Consider the following 23401-nt stretch of genomic DNA (forward strand, 5'->3'; position numbering starts at 1 on the left):
CCAAGCGTCATGCTCCGGCGTTTTGAAGGATAAGCCGGGTCACGTCTTTGGGGATTTCCAGGTGCACCATATGACCGACACGCTCGAATATGTGGGTCGCTACGATGCCTGGCAGCTTGTGAGCCTGCCGGGTTGGAAGCACCCGGTCCTGGGTGCCCCAAAGAACCTTGATCGGCATTTTTAAGGCTGCCAGATCGTCTCTGGGTAGCGTTCTTTGCACACGGCCATCGATGATTTCGTCTGCGATTGCCTCGAGCGTCGCGACCGCTCCAGGTCGTGCGCGGCTTTCAGCCGCTGTTGAGGCGAGAAACTTCGGCAGTTTGAATTCCCAGCCGAAAAACTGCTCGAGGAGGACTTCCATTTCCGAAGCGTCTGTCGCGGTCGCATAGCGGCGCAGCAGCCGGTGATTGATTTCGGGGCCAAAGCCTCCCGGTGCCAGCAATGTCATGCTGGCAACCAGTTCGGGATTTCGCAGCGCCACCAGGGCGGCGACTGCACCGCCCATGGAGTGGCCGACCATATGAACCTCGGCAATGCCCAGTGCCTCAAGTGACTGTGTCACGGCCTTGGCAGCCACGCCCGCATTGCCGATCCGTGGCCAGTCGAGGGCTTCGCCATGTCCCGGCAGGTCGAAGGCGATCGAACGTTTCTTGGAACTGAGAGCCACTTGAATATTCTGCCAGCCCAGGCGGTCACCACCGAACCCGTGCAGGAGAACGATCGGGGCACCGTCGTCCGGAGAAGTTGTTTCCTGTTCGCGGAACGGTAAATGCGGCCGGGCAGCAGGACTTATGTCTGTCATGAAATCAATTTCTTTGTCTGTCCGGGAAACGCAACACGCGGCCGGGTCTGTTACATGGAGTGTGTCAGGTCAACGAGAAGAGTGGTTGATGTGCGGAAAAGCCATTGAGCTCAAAAGCGCCGACCGGCTGAGACCTGGATTCGGCGAAGCGCGCAATGTCTTGAGTCATCAAAACATCGACGCCAACCTGTTTTGTCAGGCTCTCCACGCGTGCGGCAGCGTGAACGGTCTGACCGATCACTGAAAATGTCAGCCGGTGCGGGACACCGATATTGCCAAACATGACAGATCCGACCGAAAGAGCGATCCCGGTTTTCATCGGCCGATCCTGAGAAGCGCTCAGATTGATCGACTGCAGACGTTTTCTGGTCTCGTCGGCAGCGTCAATTGCGCGGTTGACGCATTCTTCCAGATTTTGATCGCCTATCGGAAAGGCCCCGAGGACCGCATCGCCAATGAAGTCAAGAACCTCTCCGCCATGCTGGAGAACTGCGCCCGCGGTCGCCTCGAAATAAGTGTTCAGCCAGCCAAGATAAGCGTCAGGCCCGAGGGTTTCCGCAATGGCAGTGGATTCACGCATGTCGGAGTAATAGATAACCGCGTCGATCGTTTCACCGTCGCCGTGGCGGATTTGTCCGCTCAGGACCTTGTCACCGGCAATCTTGCCCAGATAGGTCTCGGCAATGGTTTGGCTGATCTGTCCTTCCAGGGTTGCCCGGGCTGCCAACGCAAGCCGTCTCTGGATATATTGAATCGCCTTCAAGGCATCGTCGGAGAAGCCGCCGTCCTGCCGTGTCGCCCAACTGACAACGATGCCTGTTGTTGGAAATTCGCTCGGGATGGAGGGAATATTGAACTGGGTCGGCATCGCCATGTAGTCGGTATAGCCCGCCTCGGAAAGCGCCTTGAGCAACGGAAACTCCAGCGGAGCGTTCTGGTTCGTCAACCGGCGCCGGAGCATTGGCTCACCGCTCAGAAGAACAGCTCGGATCGGGCTTGTCAGCCAGTCATCCGTTTCCTCGGCGGAGTGCTGGATTCGCTCGTGTTGTACCGTGCCACCGTTTTCCCAGAATGCGAGCTCGGCCTCGATGAGCGGGTGCAGCGCTGACCACACCAGCATCGACCTGTCGATAGGAACATTGCACTGGCGCAATCGCTCGCACATTTCGGCAAACATGGAGGCCATGTCCGGAGACCCGAGTGCCTGGTCAATCAACCAGTCTTCGATGCCGTCTATTTCAGCCATACTTATCATGGCGTCAGGTTAGTGACCTTTTCTTCCGGTTTCCAGACGGGCACGCATACTCGCAACACTATTTTGGCAATGCCTCGGAAACAGCTCCAGGCGGAATGATTATCCAGTTGATACGTGCATCGGGCATTGGCCCGGATGTCTGGTACGCAAAGGATCTTTGGCCTTGTCTAACGGCGTTCGGGTAGTGGTGCAGGATCTCGTTCAGGGGCGTGTCACGCTCGCCGCGCCAGACGATCATCAGTCCTTTCTTCTGGATATCGTCAATATCGATCCATGGACTCAGGACCTGATCGTGCAAATAGAACATTGACGGCCGCCCCGGTGCGAACAAAGTGACATTTGCCGCGGACCACATGTCACCGGCGACATAGGCAAGATCGCGTCCGGTTTCTTCCTGCCATATCGAGGCAAGTTCAAGCGCAACATCTTTTGCCGGATAGTGCATCCTGGATTGTTTGGTCTTCCAGTGAGGTTCCAGAACTGCCTGGCCAAAGAGAATTGCCAGAAAGACAAATTGGATCAAACCAGCTGACCAAAGGGCTCTCTGCGGGTGTGGCCATGCTGCCGGTAGCGCCAAATACCGCACGGCCAGCACACCGGAGAGCACAAACATCGGTGTACCCCACATGTGCTCAAACTCGTTTCCACTCACAGCTGATGTCAGTAGCACTACGAGAAGCGGGACAAAGGCAAACCAGAGCAGAAATCGATTGTTTCTCCTTTCGCGCTCGTCTGAAACCCTCTTCACCGTGGACCGAAAGTGCGTCAGGCCCTGCATTCCGAGACCGGCAAGAACAACCAGGAAAAGCCCGGCATGATTTCCGATCTGGGCTCCCAAAAAATTGAGCGGATTGAAAATGTGATCCCAGAAAAGCATCGCAGGATTGCTGCGGCTGGCAGCATATTGAAGCGTCAGAAAGTCCGTTTTCAGAAGCCAAAGACCATGTGGGACAAGCAGGACCAGGCAGGTGATGGCACACAGCCATGGTCCAGGGCTCAGCAGGTGGCGCCGGGCGTCTTTGAACACAAGCGAATAGAGGCCGACGGTCCCGACCAGCAGCAGCACGAAGTATTTTACGTAGAAACCGAAGGCTGCCAGAGCGCCCAGAAGTATCCAGTCAAGCAAATACCCTTTTTGCAAAGCCCGATGAAACAGCAAGATCATTCCGGCCCAGACCGGGATCTGCAGAATATTCGGATTGAATTCAGGCATCGGGAGCGTGAAGTAGAAGGTAACGCTTGTCAGAACGACAGCCCAGAACGCCTGCCAATCGGTGAACCCGAGCCGTTTGCCGATGTGCCAGACGAAGACATATCCGAGCCCCGCGCAAAGTGCGCTAAGCCAGTAGCCCCCGGTATATCCTCCCGTCAACCGGTAGGTCGCTTCAAGAAACCAGGCTTGCATGGGCGGGTGTTTGGTGTACCCAAGCTGAAGTTCGCGGCCCCAGGCGAACCCTTCCACTACATCCAGCGGTGGTCCGGGAAAAAACAGGCTGGGTACAAGGGCGTAGAGCAGGCAAACAATGCCGCCATAAAGAAGGGCAGCGCGGGTGGCGGACATGTTGCGGAGGAACGTGGACAAGGTCAGGTTTCAGCGGTTCGATGGGAAAAGGCCCAAAGACGGGCCCCCAGGAAGGTTAAGGCAGGTACGATTGCGATGGACAACAACAACCCGATGAGATCGGGCCAGGGTGTCAGTCCAAGCCACAGTGCAAGTACGGTTGAATTGAGGGCAAAACCGCTCAGAGCAATGACAAGGAACCGGGTCATGCTTTTCATTGCCGTACCCTGTTGACGCAAATGCGCAAAACTCCAGAAATAATGCCCTCCGAAAGAGACAAAGAATGCGGTCAGAAAACCGCAGATATTGGCCGGAAAGGCTGAGAGTTGGCCGGATTCGAGCAGTCCGCCGGCAACAGTTGCGTGGGTGAGTGTTGCAAGGACGCCGACAATTGCAAATTTTCCTGCGGCCGTGGTCTCGGTCTTCAAGGCTCGCCGTTTGCGATCAGGCGTCATTGGAGGTCTTGTCCTCTTGCGGGCCCGTTTGCGGCGTGCCGCCTTCAATGACGTCCTGAAGAACAAAAACCGGTCGCTGTTTGGCTTCGTTGAACAGCCGCGCGATATATTCTCCGATCATGCCGATTGAAAGCAATTGAACCCCTGAGAAGAACAGCAGAGCCACCATGAGCGAGGCATAACCAGGCACGTCAATGCCGTGCAAAAACACGCGAAGCGTCAGATAGAAAGCATAGGCAAAGGCTGCCAGAGAAATGACCATGCCACCGTAAAACCAGATACGCAGCGGTAAGGTTGTAAAGCCAGTCAATCCGTCAAGGGCGAAATTCCAGAGTTTCCAATAGTTGAATTTTCCAGTGCCTGCTTTCCTGGGTGGCCGTTCATAAGGCAGGGCCATGGACGGAAACCCGACCCAGGCAAAGAGGCCTTTCATAAAGCGGTTTCGCTCCGGCAATTGCAGTAACGCGTCGATAACCGCGCGATCGATCAGACGGAAATCACCGGCATTCGCAGGCATGTCGATATTCGCTAGCCGGTTGAAAAGCTTATAGAACATTCCGGCGGTGGAGCGTTTCATCAGCGTATCGGACGACCTGTTCACCCTCAGGCCGTAGACAACATCATAGCCGGCGCGCCAGCCATCGAGCATTTGAAGTATGAGCTCTGGCGGGTCTTGAAGATCTGCATCAATGATGATGGCGATGTCGCCTTTTGCAGCTTCCAGCCCTGCTGAAAGCGCTGCTTCCTTGCCGAAATTGCGGGAAAGTCCCAAAAGGCGCCCGGGCAGGCCTTTTTTCAGCTCTTGTGCGAGAAGGTCTGCCGTCTTGTCACGGCTGCCGTCGTCAATGAAGACATACTCATATTGCAGGCCGGTGCGCTCAAGTACGAGCCTCGTCGCCTCCAGGAAATGAAGTATGACTTCTTCCTCGTTGAAAACAGGTACGAGCACGCTGAGAACAGGTGCATCTGGACGAGTGTTTTCGCGTCGGGAAACGTAGACGGATGCTGCGGCAGTGTTTTCCATTGATGTTCTGGCCGTTTGAATTCGGCGCAACCTGCCGGAGTTTCACGAAAAAGGCCAGCCCAAGAGTGCGGGCTGGCCTTTTTCAGCACAATTTCAGTGCGGTTACACCAGGGCGCCGTGGCAGTGTTTGAATTTCTTGCCGGAGCCGCACGGACAGGCCTCGTTGCGGCCAACCTTACCCCATGTCGATGGATCTTCCGGATTGCGTTCGCCGCGCGGTGCCGCACTTGCTCCTGCAAGCGCCATTTCGTCTTCCCCGGTCAGAGGGTTGATGTGATGGGCATGCATTTCGGGCTCTTCCGGCATTTGCGGCGGCTGTTCCGTTACAAGTTCGACGCGCAACAGCTGTGCCGTGGTCATTTGACGGAGTTGTGCCAGCATCGATTCAAACAGCGTGAAGGCTTCGGTCTTGTATTCCTGAAGAGGATCGCGTTGCGCGTAACCGCGGAAGCCGACGACCGAGCGCAGATGGTCGAGGTTTGACAGATGTTCGCGCCAGAGGTTGTCGAGTGTCTGAAGCAGGATCGCTTTTTCGACCTGACGCATGACATCCGGCGAGTATTTGGCAACCTTCTGGGCCATAGCTTCGTCCGCGGACTTGCGCAGCCGGTCCCGTACCTCTTCGTCGGCAATACCTTCCTCGTCCGCCCAGTCCTTTACCGGAACATCGAGGTTGAGGTACTTGCCCACCTCTTCCTGAAGACCTTCCGTGTCCCACTGTTCCGGGTACGCCTTTTCAGGAATGTGTCTTGCAACCAGATCATCGATCACGTCATGCCGCATGTCTGCGACAGCGTCCTGAATGGCTTCGCTGTCCATCAATTCGATGCGCTGTTCAAAAACAACCTTGCGCTGGTCGTTCATCACATCGTCGAATTTCAGAAGGTTCTTACGAATGTCGAAGTTACGGGCCTCGACTTTCTGTTGTGCCTTTTCCAATGCCTTGTTGATCCAAGGGTGGATGATTGCCTCGCCTTCTTCGAGGCCGAGCTTTTGCAGCATGGTGTCCATGCGCTCTGAACCGAAGATGCGCATCAGATCGTCTTGAAGCGACAAGAAAAACTTGGAATGCCCGGGGTCACCCTGACGACCGGAGCGGCCTCGCAGCTGGTTGTCGATCCGGCGGCTTTCATGCCGCTCGGTGCCAATCACATAAAGACCACCGGCTTCAAGTGCCTTGGTCTTGAGTCTTTCAACTTCGTCGCGGATCTGGGCTTCTTTCGCTTCGCGCTCCGCGCCTTCCTCCATGTCGCCCAGTTCCATGGCTATCTGCATGTCGGCATTGCCGCCCAACTGAATGTCGGTACCGCGACCGGCCATGTTGGTCGCAATCGTAACCGCGCCGGGAAGACCTGCCTGTGCAACGATGAACGCTTCCTGTTCATGGTAACGGGCATTGAGAACCGCAAAGACCTTGGATTTGCCGTCGTCTTTCTTCTGCGCGGCTGCAAATGCCGCCGGGTCGCTCAGATCGATCTGCTTGTAGCCATGCTGTTTCTTCAAAAGCTCAGCGAGAAGCTCGGACTTTTCGATGGACGTGGTTCCCACCAGGATCGGTTGACCGCGTTCCTTGCAATCGTCAATCAGTTTGACAATCGCGATGAACTTCTCCTGGACGGTTCGATAGACTTCGTCGTCGTCGTCAATACGTTTGACGACCACATTGGTCGGGATCTCGACAACTTCCAACTTGTAGATGTCAGCAAATTCGTCGGCTTCTGTCGACGCGGTGCCGGTCATGCCGGCGAGCTTGCCGTACATGCGGAAATAGTTCTGAAAGGTGATTGACGCGAGTGTCTGGTTTTCCGGTTGGATGCGCACTTTCTCGCGGGCCTCGAGGGCCTGGTGCAGGCCTTCGGAAAAACGGCGGCCCGGCATCATGCGTCCGGTGAACTCGTCAATGATTACCACTTCGTCGTTCCGGACGATGTAGTCCTTGTCGCGCTGGAACAACTTGTGAGCTTTTAGTGCCTGTTGCAAATGGTGGACGATTGAAACGTTTTCCACGTCATAGAGCGAATCGCCCTTCAAAAGCTCCGCTTCGCCGAGCAAACCCTCAAGCTTTTCGTTACCGGCTTCCGTAAGGGTGGCGGATCGCTGCTTCTCGTCGAGTTCGTAGTCCTCTTCCGTCAGATGCGGAATGAAGGCGTCAACCGTATTGTAGAACTCGGACCGGTCTTCCAGAGGACCGGAAATAATAAGCGGTGTCCGGGCCTCGTCGATGAGGATGGAATCGACTTCATCGACAATGGCATAGGCATGATCGCGCTGAACCATCGACTCACGGTCGTGTTTCATGTTGTCGCGCAGATAGTCGAATCCGAATTCGTTGTTCGTTCCATAAGTGACATCTGCAGCGTAAGCGTCCCGGCGCTCTTCGTCGGAAAGGCCGTGTGTGATGCAGCCGACCGTCAGGCCGAGAAACCTGTAAACCTGACCCATCCACTCGCTGTCACGCTGTGCCAGGTAGTCGTTCACGGTCACAACGTGAACGCCTTTTCCGGTCAGAGCGTTTAGGTAAACGGGGGCCGTTGCAACCAGCGTCTTGCCCTCACCGGTGCGCATTTCTGCAATCTGGCCTGAATTGAGAACCATGCCGCCGATCAACTGGACGTCATAATGGCGTTGGCCGAGCGCCCTGCGGGCTGCCTCGCGCACGGTTGCAAAAGCAGGGACAAGGAGGTCTTCCACGCTTGTGCCGTTTTTCAACTGCTCGCGGAACTCGTCCGTTCGGGCGCGCAGCGCCTCGTCCGACAGGGCCTGCACTTCCGGTTCGAGCGCATTGATCTGCTCCACCGTTGAACGAAATGTCTTAATCTTCCGGTCGTTTGCCGAACCGAATATCTTACGTGCTAAAGCGCCAAGGCCAGCCATGTGGCGGTCCTTCCTCTGAAGGCGGCGCCAATTGGCAATCTGGCGCCTGCCCATGAAATCGTCTCAATTGCTGTCCACGTTGCCGCCGAGCGCAACGCGCTGGCCGGTGAACGCGGCCGAAAAGATGCCAATCCAGCCTGACTGCCGGAACGCTCGACAGATAAGAGGGGGCTCTAAGCTTGTCAACGTCGCTGGAATGCGCAAAGTAGCCCCGCCCTCGTTTAAACAGAGGGACAACGAATACCGTTCCTATACGTAAAGGACTTCATATGTTCCGAATTTCGATGCGCAGGCCTGTCCAGACGCTTGCCGTTTCCCTTATGGCTCTGTCGCTCGGATCCGTTTCGCTGTCTGCAGCCGAGCCAGGCGATGTGGTCGCAAAGGTTGGTGAAGCGGAAATCACGGAAGCGGATCTCGCTTTTGCTGCCAAGGACTTAGGCCAGGAACTGCAGCGTTTTCCACCTGCGCAATGGCGGCAGCTGTTGCTTGATGCGGTCGTCGACATGGAGCTGCTGGCGCAGGCTGCGCGGCAGGACGGTCTCGATCAGGATCCGGATTTCCAGAAGCAAATGGAATTCCTTGAGCTGCAGGCACTGCGCAATGCGTATTTGTCGCAGAAAATTGGTGAGGCGATTTCTGACGAAGATCTGCAGGCTGCATACGATGCGGAATTCGCCGATTTCGAAGGCGCAGAAGAGGTCAATGCTCGTCACATTCTGGTGAAGGAGAAGGCTGAAGCTGAGGAATTGATCAAAGAGCTGGACGGTGGAGCCGATTTCGCTGAGTTGGCCCGTGAAAAATCGACCGGTCCGTCTGGTCCGAATGGCGGTGATCTCGGTTTCTTCGGTCGAGGTCAGATGGTGCCTCCTTTTGACGAAGCTGTTTTTGCGCTTGATACGGGCTCCTACACAAAGGAGCCCGTGGAAACACAGTTCGGCTGGCACGTCATCAAGCTTGAAGGAAAGCGCAAGCAGGAAAAACCTGCTTTTGAAGAGGTTGCCAATGGATTGCGGCAACAGCTCTTCCGCGATCGATACGAAGCAAAAATGTCAGAACTCAAGGGTGCGACCACCGTTGAAGTCCTGGACGAAAAACTTGCCAAACCCGGTGAAGAAAAGCCGGCTACGGAATAAGTCACGGAGCCGGATTGGCACGCAGATCACCCGGTGGCCTTGGGCCGCCGGGTTTTTTGTTGCGAATGACGCCGATTGTCGACGCTTGAAAGGGCTTGCACTTCGGTCACGCTTGCGGCTAGAGCACAAGCACTTAATCTGACCTGGACCGAATTCATGTCGACGACCGTTTCCCCGCTTGCCCCAACGTCCTACCCGGATATGCCTGAACTCAAAGGTGTCCAGTTTGCGACCGCTGAAGCCGGTATCAAATATGAGGGCAGAACAGATGTGCTGCTGGCGACGGTCTCCGAAGGAACCACAATTGCCGGTGTCTTCACCCGCTCGAAGTGCCCGTCGGCTCCGGTTGATTGGTGCAGGTCACGCCTTTCCGGCGGAACGGCAAGCGCATTGCTGGTGAATTCAGGAAACGCCAATGCCTTTACCGGAAGGAAAGGCATGGCAGCCGTTAAACTGTCGGCTGAAATTGTCTCAGGTGCGCTGGATGTTGCCGAAGAAGAAGTCTTTCTGGCATCGACCGGCGTTATAGGAGAACCGTTGCCGGCCGAGAAGTTTTCAGCCGTTTTAGAGAGCCTTAAGAACCGTCAGGGCGAAGCGACATGGCTGGACGCTGCGAGCGCCATAATGACCACGGACACTTATCCGAAGGTCGCAACCGCGAGTGTTGACTTGGACGGAAAGACAATTGTTTTCAACGGAATAGCAAAAGGTGCAGGCATGATTGCACCCGACATGGCGACGATGCTGTCCTTCATCTTTACCGATGCCGCAATTTCTCCGGACGTGTTGCAGTCATTGCTCGGCGATGAAACGCAGGGCAGTTTCAACGCCATCACAGTCGACAGCGACACATCGACTTCAGACACCGTTCTCTTGTTCGCAACCGGTGCGGCTGCGGAAACCGGCGTTGACCCAGTGACATCACTGGAAGATCCAAGGGTCAGCATTCTTCGGAAAGCACTTGGTGACGTAATGCTCGATCTGTCACATCAGATCGTGAAGGACGGGGAAGGGGCTAGAAAATTCGTCGAAGTTCGCGTCGAGGGCGCGAAAAACGACGTGTCCGCCAAAAAAATCGCCTTGGCGATTGCCAATTCGCCACTCGTAAAGACCGCCATTGCGGGGGAAGACGCCAATTGGGGGCGTGTCGTCATGGCGGTTGGCAAAGCAGGTGAACCTGCCGATCGTGACCGTCTGGCAATTTGGTTCGGCGACATTCGGGTTGCCGTCGAGGGTGAACGAGATCCGAACTACAGCGAAGAAGCCGCGTCGGAAGTGATGAAGCGCGAAGAAATTCTTCTGCGGGTGGATCTTGGCCTTGGTGAAGGTGCTGCATCCGTCTGGACCTGCGACCTCACCAAGGAATACGTTGCTATCAACGGTGACTATCGCAGTTGATGTTCCTCTGGCGATATCCAGGACCCGGTAACACTTATACTTAACTGCGCCTTTGTCGGGCGTTTCGAATTCGGACACTTCGTCAATGACCAAAATCGTGCTCGTTGCTGCCTGCGCACTAGTGGATGCCGATGGGCGGATCCTCCTGGCGCAGCGACCGGAAGGAAAATCCATGGCAGGGCTGTGGGAATTCCCCGGGGGAAAGGTCGAGCCCGGCGAGCGTCCTGAGGAAACACTGATCCGGGAACTCCACGAAGAACTCGGGATTGAGGTTAACGAAGCGTGTCTCGCTCCCCTGACTTTTGCGAGCCACACTTACGAAGATTTTCATCTACTTATGCCACTTTTCATTTGCCGAAGATGGGAAGGTGTCCCGCAAGGTCAGGAACGCCAGGCACTCAAATGGGTGCGGGCGATGAGGCTGCGGGATTATCCGATGCCGGCTGCCGACGAACCTCTCATCCCGCATCTGATAGACGCCGTATAGTGGCAGCGTAACGAGTATCGAGGTCTGAAATGAAAAGCCGGGATTTATCTGTTTCAGACCGCCAAAAACCATTTCGCAAGCTTCTGGCAAGGTTCGGCCGAGATCAATCGGGTGCAACAATGATCGAATACGGCCTCATCGTGGGCACGATCAGCATTGCCATATTACTCTCGATGACGGTAATCGGCACATCTCTGCGAGACGGTGTTTTCACGCCATTGTCGACCGCTATCAAGTCTGCGGACAATAACATCAAATAACTAATTCTGTCGTTTCAACAGGTCTCGTAACGGCTACTTGAGCTTTTGCTCACTGGTGCCTAGTGCATCTGCAAGTCTTGTCTTGGCAGCGCCGGGTCGCAAGGGCTTTTGTTGGCTTTCGTGGGGTGCCCAGCCGGACAGCGTGACGAAACCAAATGTCGCCCGGATCCGCCCATCCTCGTCGGCATGATTTTGTGCGTATAGCTCTGCAGCACGAAACAGCACCTTTCGCGACAAAGGCAATCGGCTGCGATCTCTCAGAACAGATGTTGCCCCCATTGCGCGCAGATCCGCCATCAGTCCAAACATGGAATCATACCTGACGATCAGTGTGTCGAGATCTGTCACAGGCAAAGCGAAGCCTGCCCGTTGAAGCAAGCTTCCAAGATCCCGGGTATCTGCAAAAGGAAGCACTCTGGCGGCTGCACCACCTTTAAGTTCAAGTTCTGCCCGCGTCAGGCTGTCTCGTAGTTCCGAAAGGGTGCCGGCACCGGGAAGGGTCGCGAGAAACAGGCCGTCCGGCCTGAGGCTTCTCCGAATCTGGATCAGTGCGCCTGGAAGATCGTTGACGAATTGCAGGCTCAAGGCAGAGACCAGAAGATCGATTGACTGATCGCGCAGCGGCAACAGGCCATCATCGCATATAAGGTCAGGTGGCAGCAGATGGTGATCAGCAACAAACAAGTCCGCTCTGATCACCCTTTCGGCTTTGCCTGCATTCCGGATCGCCTGACTTACAAGACCGGTATGACCGCCCAGGTCGATCGCTGTTGAAAAGTTCCGGTTGACCAGATGCAGTCTGTCCTCAAGATCATCGGCGACCACCTTCAGAAGAAAATCCGAGCCCGGCTTCGCTGATTTAAGGGCGCGCGCGCGGCGGCTCCCAAGGAGTGAACGGTCGAAAAGATCAGGCTGGTCGGTCACTAGCAACTCTGTCGTCGGCTGTTGTTGAACGGGTCACATATTGTATCAAGGCACCTGGGTCAAAGGGGCGTCTTTCAGCTTTGAACCCTGAGTTGACTGGTTGAATATTTCTGATCAATGCTTCTTATTGGCACTTCGGTCGGCAATTGCTGCTGTGAGGATGTGTTGTGCACTTAGTGAGGGAACAGCTGCGAAACGTACCGGCAAAGGCCGCCGGGTTCGCTCTGGATTTTTTGCTGCCGCTTCGATGCATTAGTTGCGGATTGCGCGTTGCCACAAAAAACAGTCTGTGTGCTGATTGCTGGCAGGCCATGCCTTTCATCGACAAGCCCTGGTGCCATCGTTTCGGTTCCCCTTTTTCCTATGATGTCGGGGAAATGGCTTGGAGCCCGCGCGCGATTGCAAACCCTCCCGTTTTTGAGCGCCTCAGGGCCGCAGCGCTCTACGAGGGGCCTGCCAGAGATCTTGTGCTAGCATTCAAATTTTCGAAAAGACGTGAGCTTGCCGGACCGATGGCCAGATGGATGGCCCGGAACGGTCAGGAATTTTTGTCGCCGGACAGCGTAATTGTTCCTGTTCCGCTGCATTGGCTGCGGTTGGTTTCGCGTCGTTTCAACCAGTCAGCCGATTTGGCGAAAGAGATAGCGGCTGGATGCGGTGGGGCTTTTGAGCCGGAAATGCTGAAGCGTCGAAAACGGACCCGCCAGCAGGTCGGGCTGTCCGCCGAAGAGCGCAGGATGAATGTCCGGTCTGCCTTTGCGGTCGATCCGCGGCGCGAAACTCAATTACAGGGCCGTCACGTCGTTTTGATCGACGATGTGATGACGACCGGATCGACAATATCCGCTTGCAGTAAAACTCTGCTTTCCGCTGGGGCCCACTCAGTGGATGTGTTGACTTTTGCACTGGCGGATCCATCACTTCGCACGTGATCCTTACCTCAAGGTGTTTCTTTCGAATGCCGGGCTCTCTTGTGTTTTCAGAGATTGGGCGCATATAACGCCGAGATTTTCCGGTGGCAGATCGTATTTCACGCATTCAGCCGTGAAGATGAAAGGAACACATTATCCAATGTCCAAAGTGGTGATCTACACGCGTCAACTTTGTGGTTTCTGCACAGCGGCCAAACGCTTGCTGGACAAAAAGGGCATCGACTATCAGGAGCAGGATGCAACCTTCAGCCCTTCGCTGAAACGCGAAATGGTGCAAAAAGCCAATGGCCGAGCGACCTTTCCGCAAATCTTCATCGGTGACAAGCATGTAGGTGGCTGTGATGACCTTCATGATCTGGAGCGGGCAGGCAAACTGGACGCAATGCTTGCGTCCTGATTAACTGGCTGTTCAGCGTCTCGGGTTCACAGCAAAGGCGGTCTTATGACCTCATTCACGGCAGCATGTATTCAGCTTCGCAGCGGTAAGGATCCGAAGGCAAATTGCCGTGCGGCCGAAGAGCTGATCCGCATGGCAGCTAAGCAGGGTGCGCATTACATTCAGACACCCGAAATGTCGAATGTTCTTGTCCGTAGTCGTGAAGATCTTCTGGAGCGGATTTTTGATCCTAGCGCCGATCCATTCTTGAGCATGGCAAGATCTGTGGCGTCCGATGAGGGTGTTTTTCTGCATTTGGGGTCTTTGGCGGTCCTGAACCAGTCAGGCAAAGTGTCGAACCGGGCCTTCATGATAGGGCCAAACGGGTCGATACTGGCCACTTATGACAAGATCCACATGTTCGATGTCGATCTGCCAAACGGTGAGAGCTGGCGGGAATCTGCGACCTATGAACCGGGCCGTGAGACTGTTATCGCTGACCTGCCGTTTGCCAGGTTCGGCATGGCGATCTGCTATGATGTCCGATTTCCGGCAATCTTCCGGACACAGGCCAGAAACGACGCAGAGGTTTTGACGGGACCTGCTGCCTTTACCCGGCAGACTGGCGAAGCGCACTGGCATGTGTTACAGCGCGCCCGCGCTATTGAAAATGGTGCTTACATCATATCTGCGGCGCAAGGGGGTCTCCATGAAGATGGACGCGAGACCTACGGTCACAGCCTTGTTGTCGACCCTTGGGGAGGCGTCCTTGCCGAGCTCGAAAATGATGAACCGGGATACATCCTTGCAGAGATTGAAATTGAGACTGTGTCCAAGGCGCGGGGAAGGATCCCCGCGATTGCCAATGAACGGGCCTTCGATTGCCATGTTGCCGAGGGCCTGAAGGAGATACCTGCGTGATCAAATACACGCTCGTCTGCAACGCCACCCATTCATTCGAAGGCTGGTTTCGCAATTCGGATGACTTTGAAGCGCAATGTGGGCGAGGCCTGGTCACATGTCCGATTTGCGGATCGACAGAAGTCAGAAAAGGGTTGATGGCACCTGCGGTTTCGACCGCACGCAAACGCGAAGCTTTTTCGACGCCCGTATCTCCAGGCGATGGCCAAGCCGAAGTCAATGAAGCGCCGTCGGCGCCGCCGATACCTGCGGACGCGGCCCCTGCAACGAGGACTTCCGCCCTTTTGCCGGCAGACCTTCAAAAGAAGGAAATTGTCGAGGCGTTGCGCGTCGTACGTGCCCAGATCATTGAAAACTCTGAAAATGTCGGCTCGAATTTCGCCAAGGAAGCGCGCAAGATCCACTATGGCGAAGCCGAAGAGCGCAACATCTACGGCCAGACGACACCAAAGGATGCCGAGGCGCTGATGGAAGAGGGTATTGCCGTCGTTCCACTGCCCGACCTTCCGGACGACAAGAACTGACGGCAATCCAACTATGGTCCTGCTGCGCGCACCGGCTTCGGTTTCAAGACTGACCGACGCACGGCCCACCCGAATTCTAAGTCTTTGATGCGGTCTTGCGCTTAGCGAACGTCTTTGCCGGCTTGACCTCTTCAAGACTTTCTTCTGCTGCCTTGCTGAGTTCGTTGACGCTTTCCAATGCGGTCTCATTGAGCTCTTCTACGGCCGCGGCATTTTCAGAAAAGCTGTCTCGAAAGAGTGCGGCCTGTTTTTCAAAATGCTCTTGGTATTCGGTCGCCATCCTTGTGTAGAAAGATTGCAGAGTTGCCATGGATTCTTCCGGCATCGTGCATTGGCTCAGTGACTTGGCGCACTCGAAATCCTCGTGCAGTCGATGGCTGACAAACTCCATGTGATCGTCAAATGCCTGTTCAGCATGGGTCAGGACCGTCTTACCCATTTTCTGGAAGCTGGCGACAGCCTTTGCCTCAATCCGGTCTTCACGCTCCGCGAAGGCCCAGTTCGAAAAGGTGGGCATTGGCCACTCGGGCATGGTGAAGCCAAAATCGAAAGCACCTGCATTGCGCTTTGTTGCCATGAAACGTCCTCCGCTTTGGTGTTGGTAGGTTGCAGCTCTTTCAAGCCGTTCTGCTGACTGCCCATCGGCAGGTCTCGCGCAACGCGGCCGCTGCAGGCCCTGGGCTTCATTTCAGTTTGAATACACCAAGGTGTATTCATTATACGCCAGCGTGCGGAGGTATCCTTGACCCGTATCAAAAGTGCATGCTGATTTTTCGATAAAGACATGGAGCCGGTTCAACCCGGGAATTTGCAGCGATGTAACAATGCGCGCTAAGGCAGATTCATAAATTTCTGGAGTGCAATTGTTACGGCTTCAGGCGTTTCAAGCGTGGTAAGGTGGCCTGATCCGGGTATCACTTCGAGTTCGCTCGTCGGAATGCGTTCATGAATTTCCCGGGAAAGCGCAGGTGGTGTCAGTCGATCTCCATCACCGACCATAACCAGAGTCGGGCAATCGATCTCGCCGAGCCTTTGTCGAGAGTCGATTCTGTGGAGGATCGCGGTCTGTTGACGAATAAAGGCGTCAGGTCCCGTGTCGTTGGCCATCTCAACTACGATGGATTTCAGGCCCACATTTTCCTCGTTTTTCTCGTGTACGAACCCGGGAAAAAGCAGGTGCGGCACCTTTGCAAACCCGCGTTTGCGGGTCAGCTCTATGAGAAAAGATCGCCGTTCCGATTGTTCCGGTGTGTCAGCGCGGGATTTGGTGTCGAGCAAAGCCAGTTTGCTGACCCGACCGGGTGCTTCCCTCATGATTTCCATCGCAATGTATCCGCCCATAGACAGGCCGATCAGCGAAAACCGTTCTGGAGCTTTTTCCAGGATTGCAGCAGCAATATCCGATATCCGGTCGTGCTGACGATGATCGGCAACCATGATCGGACGATCTTTGAATGCAGCGATTTGCGGCGCGAACAGCGCCTCCGTGCACATGAGGCCTGGAACGAAGAGGAGCGGATCGCTCATCATGTGGTCTCAGGACGCTCTGCGAGCAGCATGTAGTTCACATCCATGTCGCGGGATTGCGCCCAGCTGTCGGTCAATGGGTTGTAGCTGACCCCGCTGCGGTCGATGATATTGAGGCCAACTGCACCGAGCGGGGCTTCAATTTCAGACGGTTTCACCAACTTGTCGTAGGAGTGAGTGCCCTTCGGCAACCAGCGAAGCACGTATTCGGCACCAAAAATGGCAAGTGCATAAGCCTTCATGGTCCGATTGATCGTTGCAACAAACATTAGCCCGCCTGGCCGGACCATGTTGCTGGTGGCCTCAAGGAAGAGTGGAACATCGGCGACGTGTTCTACGACTTCCATGTTGAGCACGACATCGAAGGTCTCACCTGCTGCTGCAAGTCCCTCAGCGGTTTCGGCTCGGTAATCGATGTTCAGCCCGGAACTTTGCATGTGCAGCCGGGCGATTTCGATGTTGGTCTGCGAAGGATCTGCGCCAACGACGTCAGCGCCCAGTCGTGCCATTGGCTCACTCAAGAGGCCTCCGCCACACCCGATATCAAGAAACCTCAACCCATTGAACGCGTCTGAAGCCTTGGGGTCCCTGCCGAAACGACGGCAGACTCCCTGTTTGATATAGGCAAGGCGAACCGGATTGAATTTGTGCAATGGCTTGAATTTTCCGGCTGGATCCCACCACTCCTGCGCCATGGCGGAGAAACGTGCGACCTCTTCGCTGTCGATCGTCCCGGACGTCTGCTGCGCTTTGCTTGTCATCGGTGTTCCTTTCGTGAACGGTGCAGTTGCTGCTTCCGCTCGTCAGACCGCTGTCGTTTCAAAGTCCATGCCTGTTTGTCAAGGTTATAGGGGGTTTGGGAAGTTGGGGAATGGTCGCAGGAGATCCTCTTTCAGTACGCACGCTTGAGCGTTTCTCATGACAGCTTCTGAAAATTGCAAGTCCAGGCAGCGAAAGCCTGGAGATGGGCGGTTGCAGCAAGGGAAAGCAGACTGTATGCATGTGCGCCGATCCATCCGGCGCAGCTGCGCCGACACGAAACGACAACAAGACTTACGAGTGGTATGGCCCGACTGGTATTGAAATTTGGCGGGACTTCGGTTGCCGATCTTGATCGCATCCGCAATGTGGCCCGTCATGTGAAGCGGGAAGTGGACGCTGGCCACCAGGTGGCGGTCGTGGTTTCGGCAATGGCCGGCCAGACCAACAAACTGGTTCAGTTCTGCCGGGAAGCGTCACCGCTTCACGACGCAAGAGAATATGATGCCGTTGTTGCGTCCGGTGAACAGGTTACCTCCGGTCTGCTTGCGATCGTGCTCCAGGACATGGGCGTCAACGCCCGCTCCTGGCAGGGATGGCAGGTGCCGATCAAAACTGATGAGAACCACGGCGCAGCCCGGATCCGCGAAATTGAAGCCGGTTTCCTGAGCGAGCGTCTGGACCAAGGGCAAGTTGCCGTCCTGGCAGGATTTCAAGGGATCTCCCCGGACAATCGCATTGCAACGCTCGGGCGCGGGGGGTCAGACACGAGCGCCGTGGCCATTGCTGCGGCCATCAAGGCAGACCGATGTGATATCTATACCGATGTCGATGGCGTCTATACCACCGACCCTCGCATCGTCCCCAAAGCGCAGCGTCTCGGCCGGGTTTCGTTCGAGGAAATGCTGGAGATGGCGTCTCTTGGAGCAAAAGTTCTTCAGGTGCGTTCCGTTGAGATGGCCATGATCCATGGCGTGAGGACCTTTGTCCGCTCCAGTTTCGACGATCCGGAAGCATCCCAGGTCGGCGCTGACGGCCTTCCGATTGGTACTCTAATTTGCGACGAGGATGAACTCGTGGAACAGCAGGTTGTCACCGGCATTGCCTATGCCAAAGACGAAGCTCAAATTTCAATTCGCGACGTGGCTGACAAGCCGGGTGTCGCCCAGTCCGTGTTCGGCCCTCTGGCAGACGCGCACATCAATGTCGACATGATCGTCCAGAACATATCTCCTGACGGAAAGACCACGGACATTACTTTCACGGTTCCGGAAGGTGATTTCGACCGTGCCAAGAAAGTGCTGGACGACAACCGTGACGAGATCGGTTTTCAGGCTCTTGAAGGGGCGACCGATGTGGTCAAGGTCTCTGTCATCGGCATTGGCATGCGCTCTCATGCCGGGATTGCTGCGCAGTGCTTTAGCGGTCTTGCGTCGAAGGGGATCAACATTCGCGCCATCACGACATCGGAAATCAAAATCTCCGTCCTGATCGATTCCGCCTATGCAGAACTTGCGGTTCGGACTCTCCATTCGCTATACGGGTTGGACGGATAGCATTTTCTGCAAGAGATCACTGATCGGGATCCTTACGGGAACTTGCAAGAAGCGGGATCAATCGGGGGCGCAATGCGCAGCAACCTAGCCGGACCGCGCCTGTTGCTCCGCCGGCTTCGCGAAGTCATGGCGGAGCCAATCACGGCGCAAGAGCGACTCGACAAGATCGTTGTGCTGATCGCGTCGAACGTGGTCGCCGAGGTCTGTTCCGTTTATATTCTGCGTGCCGATGGCGTTCTTGAACTCTATGCAACGGAAGGCTTGAACCGGGCCGCCGTCCACAATGCCTCACTGCGCGTCGGGCAAGGGCTGGTCGGGCTGATCGCTGCCGAAGCACGTCCTCTCAATCTTCCGAACGCCAGCGCGCACCCGGGATTTGCGTACCTGCCCGAAACGGGTGAAGAAGCATATAATTCGTTTCTTGGTGTGCCAATTCTCCGAGCGGGCCGGACCCTTGGTGTACTCGTCGTACAGAATCAGTCGCACAGGACATATCTGGAAGACGAGGTTGAGGCTCTTCAAACTACTGCCATGGTGATTGCCGAGATGGTTGCGGCAGGCGAATTGGAGGCGATCGCTCAAAAGGCCACCGGGCTTGATTTGTCGCGGCCGATTACAGCCAATGGTGTCGGTCTTTCAGAAGGTGTCGGGCTTGGGCATGTGGTTCTGCATGAACCGCGTGTTGTCGTTACCAACCTGATAGCGGAAGACACAGACAAGGAAAAAAGCCGGTTGGAAGCCGCCATCAATCGATTGCGGCTCTCTATCGATGACCTGTTGGCGAGCGGTGAAATCGCTGCAACGGGTGAGCATCGTGAGGTGCTCGAGGCCTACCGGATGTTTGCCTATGATCGCGGTTGGATCAGGAAGATCGAAGACGCGATCAAGAACGGCCTGACAGCAGAAGCTGCCGTCGAAAAAGTGCAAAGTGACACCCGTGCGCGGATGTTGCGCCAGACGGATCCCTATCTACGCGAGCGGCTCCACGATCTGGATGATCTTGCCCACCGCCTGATCCGAGAATTGATGGGGCGTGAACACGGTCCAGGCTTCGACGAGCTGCCGCAAGATGCCATCATTGTCGGACGAAACATGGGTGCCGCGGAGTTGCTTGACTATGGCCGCGACCGCATCCGGGGCCTTGTGCTTGAAGAGGGCGGGCCGACCAGTCACGTGACCATCGTAGCGCGTGCCCTCGGTATTCCGATGGTCGGTCTGGTGGATGACATTGTCAGTCTGGCAGACGGCGGCGACGCAATCATTGTCGATGGTGATACTGGTGAAGTTCACCTGCGGCCAGCTGCGGACCTGGAAAATGCTTACGCGGAAAAGGTGCGGTTCCGGGCACGCCGTCAGGCGCAGTACCGCAGGCTGAGAAACAAGCCGTCGGTTACGCGCGACGGTGTCGAGTTCTCATTGCAGATGAATGCCGGTCTTCTGGTCGATCTGCCGCATCTGGAAGAATCGGGCGCGGCAGGTGTCGGACTGTTTCGGACCGAGCTACAGTTCATGGTCGCTTCGTCGTTTCCGCGCATGCGTGAGCAGCAGCAGCAATATACGCAGATCCTGAATGCGGCCGACGGCAAGCCGGTGACTTTCCGATCGCTAGATATCGGCGGCGACAAGGTTCTTCCTTACCTGCGTTCGATCCAGGAAGAAAACCCGGCCATGGGTTGGCGTGCCCTCCGGCTTGGGCTGGATCGGCCAGGCTTGCTGCGAACACAGATCCGGGCGCTCCTGCACGCAGCCGCCGGCAGGGACCTGAAGCTGATGTTTCCGATGGTTGCGGTCGTTGATGAGTTCCTGGAGGCAAAGTCGCTTGTCGACAAGGAAGTGAAGCACTTGCGGCAGCATGGCCATGCAACGCCGGAAAACATCCGGTTGGGTGTTATGGTTGAAGTGCCTTCACTTCTGTTCCAGCTCGAAGAACTGATGGATTGCGTGGACTTTGTCTCTGTGGGTTCAAACGACCTGTTTCAGTTCTTCTGTGCGGTCGACCGGGGCAATACCCGTGTCGCGGATCGTTTCGACACTTTGGGTGTCGGCTTCCTGCGCGCCTTGAAATCCATTGCGGACGCAGCACATAAGGCTCATGTCCCGGTGACACTGTGCGGTGAACTCGCAGGACGCCCACTTGAGGCCATGGCATTGCTCGCACTCGGCTTTAGAGACCTTTCGATGTCTCCAGCCTCGCTGGGTCCGGTCAAAGCGATGTTGCGAACCGTCGATGCGGGCCGCCTGTCTGCACGGCTGCTGCCCAGGTTGGAACCGGGCCACAATGACAGGAGCATTCGGGACGTGCTGCAGCGCTTTGCTGCCGAAACCGATGTTGCTCTTTAGCACGATCAGGCTTAACTCATTCCCGCATTGGGGTTTTAGGAGAATCAGCGCGTATGCTGGCGCGTCACAAACTTGATAATTTGTTGGACCGTTTTGCCGAGATCGAGCATCTGATGTCAGCGAGTCCGGACCCTGCTGCCTATGTCAAACTGTCTCGCGAATATGCAGGGCTTGAACCATTGGTTTTCAAGATTCGGGCCCTGATCAAAGCGGAAGACGAACTGTCCGATGCAGAAGCATTGATGTCCGACCCCGAATCGGATGCGGAAATGCGCGAGCTCGCTGAACTGGAATGCAGTGATCTGTCCGCAACCGTTGAAACTCTGACACAGGATGTGCGCATCGGCCTGCTGCCGAAAGACGAAGCGGACACAAATGACGCCATTCTGGAAGTTCGTGCTGGCACCGGCGGGGACGAAGCTGCTCTTTTTGCTGGCGATCTCTTCCGGATGTACCAGCGTTTTGCGGAACTTCGGGGCTGGAAGGTCGAAGTGCTTTCTGCAAGCGAGGGAGAAGTAGGCGGCTACAAGGAAATCATCGCTTCCGTTTCCGGTGACAGCGTATTCGCGAGGCTGAAATTTGAATCAGGCGTGCATCGGGTGCAACGTGTACCTGCAACTGAGTCGGGTGGCCGGATCCATACATCGGCGGCGACTGTCGCTGTGCTGCCGCAGGCTGAGGATGTCGACGTCGACATTCAGGACAGCGATCTGAGGATTGATACCTTCAGGGCCTCAGGAGCGGGTGGTCAGCACGTCAACACCACAGATTCTGCGGTGCGTATCACGCATATGCCAACTGGTATCGTCGTGGCTGTGCAGGATGAACGCTCTCAGCATAAGAACAAGGCCCGGGCCATGCAGTTGCTCCGTGCTCGCATATATGACGAAGAGCGGGAACGGGCTGCCAGCGAACGTACGGAAGCTCGCCGCCTTCAGGTCGGGTCCGGCGACCGTTCCGAACGAATTCGGACTTACAACTATCCCCAGGGGCGCGTCACCGATCACCGCATCGGTTTGACCCTTTATAAACTCGACCAGATCGTTGCCGGCGAAGGCCTCGGCGAAGTGATCGATGCATTGACCATGGATCATCAGGCAAATCTGCTGGCATCGGAAGAAGCCTGATCATGACGGTCGGCCAGCTTTATCGGCAGGTGCGCGACTTGTTTCGAGATGCACAGATCGAGCTACCTGAACTTGATGCGAAACTGTTGGTGAGCGCCGCGTTGGGTATCTCGATCTCTGATCTGATGCTGCGCGGCGATGATCCGGTAAGCGAAACAAAATCCGCGACCGCGAAAACCCATGCGGAAAAGCGCCTTGCCGGGATGCCAGTCGGGCGAATCCTGGGGGAAAGAGAGTTTTACGGCAGACGGTTTGTCATGAACCCGGCGACGCTGGAGCCCCGTTCCGACACAGAAGCTTTGATCGATGCGGTGCTCGCATTGAGCGTTCCGACCCAGGAACAGTTGTTTTGCGATTTAGGCACCGGGACCGGTGCCATTGCGGTGACGCTTCTTGCTGAAATGAAAAGATCAAGGATGGTTGCCGTCGATCTATCCTTTGAAGCCCTGTCCTGTGCTTCCGAAAATGCTGATTTGCATGAGGTGTCTGATCGGTTTTTACCGCTTTGTGCCGACTATGCATCCGCGCTCGCCGGTGCAAAGTCCGGCGTCTTTGATTGGGTGGTGAGCAATCCGCCTTACATCCGTACGCATGACCTTGGAATGCTGAGCCCGGAAGTGATTCAGCATGATCCTGTTTTGGCACTTGATGGCGGTGTAACCGGATTGGATAGTTATGTGCGAATCATCGCGCAAGCCGAAATGCTTCTCAAGTCAGGCGGTAGAATTGCACTTGAAATTGGCTTTGATCAGGCAGGCGCCGTTGAAAAACAGTTGCGTCATCATAGCTTTGGAGCAATTGAAATCGTTAAGGATCTTTCAGGAAACGACCGGGTGCTGCTGGCCTGTCGGCAATAATTCTACCGTTTTGATCCAAGAGCGAAAAAGCACTTGGAAAACTCGACGGAAACGGTTAGGTTCCAGTTGCCGAGACCGGAGATGTGATCAGCGTTCAGCGGGGCATAACGCATCCGGCAGCGTGGGAACTGACGCAAATTTAGCGCCATGGAAACCGTTGCGTATCGGACTATCCGGTGTTTTCGGACTGTCGAAGAAAAAGACAATCGCGTTGGCCTTTGGCCTGTAGCGCGCTGCGTATGTTTTCAATGACAGCCGCTAACCAGCATTGTTGGTTTCGGTAATGTATTTCGTGTCGGTTTTATACAA

At 55.7% G+C, this 23401-nt stretch carries 23 protein-coding genes; 13 read left to right on the plus strand and 10 right to left on the minus strand.

Annotation, left to right across the window (positions count from 1 at the left end; genetic code table 11):
* Nucleotides 1–7 precede the first annotated feature (7 nt).
* From Q0835_RS18760 to secA, 6 genes are all read right to left on the minus strand, one after another.
* Nucleotides 8–802 carry an alpha/beta fold hydrolase gene (locus Q0835_RS18760; protein ID WP_298963713.1) on the minus strand — a complete coding sequence of 265 codons (795 nt, stop codon included), beginning with the start codon at nucleotides 800–802 and terminating at the stop codon, nucleotides 8–10.
* Between the two features lie 64 nt (nucleotides 803–866).
* On the minus strand, nucleotides 867–2048 hold the full coding sequence (locus Q0835_RS18765) for an adenylate/guanylate cyclase domain-containing protein (RefSeq protein WP_298963714.1): 1182 nt from the start codon (nucleotides 2046–2048) through the stop codon (nucleotides 867–869).
* 67 nt (nucleotides 2049–2115) lie between these two features.
* Nucleotides 2116–3639, minus strand: a complete 1524-nt coding sequence (locus tag Q0835_RS18770; protein WP_298963715.1) for a glycosyltransferase family 39 protein — start codon at nucleotides 3637–3639, stop codon at nucleotides 2116–2118.
* 2 nt (nucleotides 3640–3641) lie between these two features.
* Entirely contained in the window at nucleotides 3642–4073 is a 432-nt protein-coding gene (locus tag Q0835_RS18775) for a GtrA family protein (protein WP_298963716.1), read from the minus strand.
* Complete coding sequence (locus tag Q0835_RS18780; protein WP_298963717.1) at nucleotides 4063–5097, minus strand: glycosyltransferase family 2 protein; 1035 nt, start codon at nucleotides 5095–5097, stop codon at nucleotides 4063–4065. The genes Q0835_RS18775 and Q0835_RS18780 overlap by 11 nt, the downstream gene beginning before the upstream one ends.
* Nucleotides 5098–5199: 102 nt before the next feature.
* A complete protein-coding gene (gene secA, locus Q0835_RS18785) occupies nucleotides 5200–7971 on the minus strand; it encodes a preprotein translocase subunit SecA (protein ID WP_298963718.1) in 2772 nt (923 codons plus the stop codon).
* Between secA and Q0835_RS18790 the strand changes: the two genes are divergently transcribed.
* From Q0835_RS18790 to Q0835_RS18810, 5 genes are all read left to right on the plus strand, one after another.
* Complete coding sequence (locus Q0835_RS18790; protein ID WP_173005890.1) at nucleotides 7972–8112, plus strand: hypothetical protein; 141 nt, start codon at nucleotides 7972–7974, stop codon at nucleotides 8110–8112.
* Between the two features lie 128 nt (nucleotides 8113–8240).
* Nucleotides 8241–9104 (plus strand): peptidylprolyl isomerase, encoded by an 864-nt coding sequence (locus Q0835_RS18795; RefSeq protein WP_298817112.1) that lies wholly within the window; start codon nucleotides 8241–8243, stop codon nucleotides 9102–9104.
* Nucleotides 9105–9260: 156 nt separating this feature from the next.
* Nucleotides 9261–10502 carry a bifunctional glutamate N-acetyltransferase/amino-acid acetyltransferase ArgJ gene (gene argJ, locus Q0835_RS18800; protein WP_298963719.1) on the plus strand — a complete coding sequence of 414 codons (1242 nt, stop codon included), beginning with the start codon at nucleotides 9261–9263 and terminating at the stop codon, nucleotides 10500–10502.
* Nucleotides 10503–10587: 85 nt separating this feature from the next.
* Nucleotides 10588–10989 (plus strand): 8-oxo-dGTP diphosphatase MutT, encoded by a 402-nt coding sequence (gene mutT, locus Q0835_RS18805; protein ID WP_298963720.1) that lies wholly within the window; start codon nucleotides 10588–10590, stop codon nucleotides 10987–10989.
* A gap of 29 nt (nucleotides 10990–11018) precedes the next feature.
* The gene (locus Q0835_RS18810) at nucleotides 11019–11249 is read left to right on the plus strand and encodes a Flp family type IVb pilin (RefSeq protein WP_298963721.1); all 231 of its coding nucleotides are present in this window, start codon (nucleotides 11019–11021) and stop codon (nucleotides 11247–11249) included.
* A gap of 33 nt (nucleotides 11250–11282) precedes the next feature.
* Here Q0835_RS18810 and Q0835_RS18815 read toward each other — a convergent pair whose 3' ends face one another.
* Nucleotides 11283–12173, minus strand: a complete 891-nt coding sequence (locus tag Q0835_RS18815; RefSeq protein WP_298817106.1) for a methyltransferase domain-containing protein — start codon at nucleotides 12171–12173, stop codon at nucleotides 11283–11285.
* Nucleotides 12174–12349: 176 nt separating this feature from the next.
* On the opposite strand from Q0835_RS18815, the gene Q0835_RS18820 reads away from it, so the two are divergent.
* The 4 genes from Q0835_RS18820 to Q0835_RS18835 all read left to right on the plus strand — a co-directional run bounded on the left by Q0835_RS18820 (nucleotide 12350) and on the right by Q0835_RS18835 (nucleotide 14926).
* Nucleotides 12350–13105: a ComF family protein gene (locus tag Q0835_RS18820; protein ID WP_298963735.1), complete on the plus strand. Its 756-nt coding sequence runs from the start codon at nucleotides 12350–12352 to the stop codon at nucleotides 13103–13105.
* A 139-nt stretch (nucleotides 13106–13244) separates the two neighbouring features.
* Nucleotides 13245–13502 (plus strand): glutaredoxin 3, encoded by a 258-nt coding sequence (gene grxC / locus Q0835_RS18825; RefSeq protein WP_298963722.1) that lies wholly within the window; start codon nucleotides 13245–13247, stop codon nucleotides 13500–13502.
* A 45-nt stretch (nucleotides 13503–13547) separates the two neighbouring features.
* Entirely contained in the window at nucleotides 13548–14402 is an 855-nt protein-coding gene (locus Q0835_RS18830) for a carbon-nitrogen hydrolase family protein (RefSeq protein ID WP_298963723.1), read from the plus strand.
* Nucleotides 14399–14926, plus strand: coding sequence for a DUF1178 family protein (locus tag Q0835_RS18835; protein WP_298817102.1), 528 nt, complete (start codon nucleotides 14399–14401; stop codon nucleotides 14924–14926). Before Q0835_RS18830 ends, Q0835_RS18835 begins: the two co-directional genes overlap by 4 nt.
* 76 nt (nucleotides 14927–15002) lie before the next feature.
* Here the strand turns inward: Q0835_RS18835 and Q0835_RS18840 are convergent, their stop codons facing one another.
* The 3 genes from Q0835_RS18840 to ubiG form a co-directional block, all read right to left on the minus strand.
* Nucleotides 15003–15503 (minus strand): hypothetical protein, encoded by a 501-nt coding sequence (locus Q0835_RS18840; protein WP_298817100.1) that lies wholly within the window; start codon nucleotides 15501–15503, stop codon nucleotides 15003–15005.
* Between the two features lie 254 nt (nucleotides 15504–15757).
* Nucleotides 15758–16453: an alpha/beta fold hydrolase gene (locus Q0835_RS18845; protein WP_298963724.1), complete on the minus strand. Its 696-nt coding sequence runs from the start codon at nucleotides 16451–16453 to the stop codon at nucleotides 15758–15760.
* Complete coding sequence (gene ubiG / locus Q0835_RS18850; protein ID WP_298963725.1) at nucleotides 16453–17214, minus strand: bifunctional 2-polyprenyl-6-hydroxyphenol methylase/3-demethylubiquinol 3-O-methyltransferase UbiG; 762 nt, start codon at nucleotides 17212–17214, stop codon at nucleotides 16453–16455. The genes Q0835_RS18845 and ubiG overlap by 1 nt, the downstream gene beginning before the upstream one ends.
* 303 nt (nucleotides 17215–17517) lie before the next feature.
* Between ubiG and Q0835_RS18855 the strand changes: the two genes are divergently transcribed.
* The 4 genes from Q0835_RS18855 (at nucleotide 17518) to prmC (ending at nucleotide 23092) form a co-directional block, all read left to right on the plus strand.
* The gene (locus Q0835_RS18855) at nucleotides 17518–18768 is read left to right on the plus strand and encodes an aspartate kinase (protein ID WP_298817094.1); all 1251 of its coding nucleotides are present in this window, start codon (nucleotides 17518–17520) and stop codon (nucleotides 18766–18768) included.
* A gap of 72 nt (nucleotides 18769–18840) precedes the next feature.
* Nucleotides 18841–21108, plus strand: coding sequence for a phosphoenolpyruvate--protein phosphotransferase (ptsP, locus tag Q0835_RS18860; RefSeq protein WP_298817092.1), 2268 nt, complete (start codon nucleotides 18841–18843; stop codon nucleotides 21106–21108).
* 53 nt (nucleotides 21109–21161) lie between these two features.
* On the plus strand, nucleotides 21162–22235 hold the full coding sequence (gene prfA / locus Q0835_RS18865) for a peptide chain release factor 1 (RefSeq protein WP_298963726.1): 1074 nt from the start codon (nucleotides 21162–21164) through the stop codon (nucleotides 22233–22235).
* A gap of 2 nt (nucleotides 22236–22237) precedes the next feature.
* Complete coding sequence (gene prmC / locus Q0835_RS18870; RefSeq protein WP_298963727.1) at nucleotides 22238–23092, plus strand: peptide chain release factor N(5)-glutamine methyltransferase; 855 nt, start codon at nucleotides 22238–22240, stop codon at nucleotides 23090–23092.
* Nucleotides 23093–23401 lie beyond the last annotated feature (309 nt).

The organism is uncultured Roseibium sp. (assembly GCF_947499295.1).
In the GTDB taxonomy this organism is placed as follows: domain Bacteria; phylum Pseudomonadota; class Alphaproteobacteria; order Rhizobiales; family Stappiaceae; genus Roseibium.

Excerpts from the sequence above, each read along its gene's own strand:
- argJ (WP_298963719.1), top strand. The coding sequence starts at position 9,261 with ATGTCGACGACCGTTTCCCCGCTTGCCCCAACGTCCTACCCGGATATG.
- Q0835_RS18840 (WP_298817100.1), bottom strand. The coding sequence starts at position 15,503 with ATGGCAACAAAGCGCAATGCAGGTGCTTTCGATTTTGGCTTCACCATG.
- Q0835_RS18795 (WP_298817112.1), top strand. The coding sequence starts at position 8,241 with ATGTTCCGAATTTCGATGCGCAGGCCTGTCCAGACGCTTGCCGTTTCC.
- prmC (WP_298963727.1), top strand. The coding sequence starts at position 22,238 with ATGACGGTCGGCCAGCTTTATCGGCAGGTGCGCGACTTGTTTCGAGAT.
- grxC (WP_298963722.1), top strand. The coding sequence starts at position 13,245 with ATGTCCAAAGTGGTGATCTACACGCGTCAACTTTGTGGTTTCTGCACA.
- Q0835_RS18810 (WP_298963721.1), top strand. The coding sequence starts at position 11,019 with ATGAAAAGCCGGGATTTATCTGTTTCAGACCGCCAAAAACCATTTCGC.
- Q0835_RS18855 (WP_298817094.1), top strand. The coding sequence starts at position 17,518 with ATGGCCCGACTGGTATTGAAATTTGGCGGGACTTCGGTTGCCGATCTT.
- Q0835_RS18830 (WP_298963723.1), top strand. The coding sequence starts at position 13,548 with ATGACCTCATTCACGGCAGCATGTATTCAGCTTCGCAGCGGTAAGGAT.
- ubiG (WP_298963725.1), bottom strand. The coding sequence starts at position 17,214 with ATGACAAGCAAAGCGCAGCAGACGTCCGGGACGATCGACAGCGAAGAG.
- Q0835_RS18845 (WP_298963724.1), bottom strand. The coding sequence starts at position 16,453 with ATGAGCGATCCGCTCCTCTTCGTTCCAGGCCTCATGTGCACGGAGGCG.
- mutT (WP_298963720.1), top strand. The coding sequence starts at position 10,588 with ATGACCAAAATCGTGCTCGTTGCTGCCTGCGCACTAGTGGATGCCGAT.
- Q0835_RS18775 (WP_298963716.1), bottom strand. The coding sequence starts at position 4,073 with ATGACGCCTGATCGCAAACGGCGAGCCTTGAAGACCGAGACCACGGCC.
- prfA (WP_298963726.1), top strand. The coding sequence starts at position 21,162 with ATGCTGGCGCGTCACAAACTTGATAATTTGTTGGACCGTTTTGCCGAG.
- Q0835_RS18760 (WP_298963713.1), bottom strand. The coding sequence starts at position 802 with ATGACAGACATAAGTCCTGCTGCCCGGCCGCATTTACCGTTCCGCGAA.
- secA (WP_298963718.1), bottom strand. The coding sequence starts at position 7,971 with ATGGCTGGCCTTGGCGCTTTAGCACGTAAGATATTCGGTTCGGCAAAC.
- Q0835_RS18780 (WP_298963717.1), bottom strand. The coding sequence starts at position 5,097 with ATGGAAAACACTGCCGCAGCATCCGTCTACGTTTCCCGACGCGAAAAC.
- ptsP (WP_298817092.1), top strand. The coding sequence starts at position 18,841 with ATGCGCAGCAACCTAGCCGGACCGCGCCTGTTGCTCCGCCGGCTTCGC.
- Q0835_RS18765 (WP_298963714.1), bottom strand. The coding sequence starts at position 2,048 with ATGGCTGAAATAGACGGCATCGAAGACTGGTTGATTGACCAGGCACTC.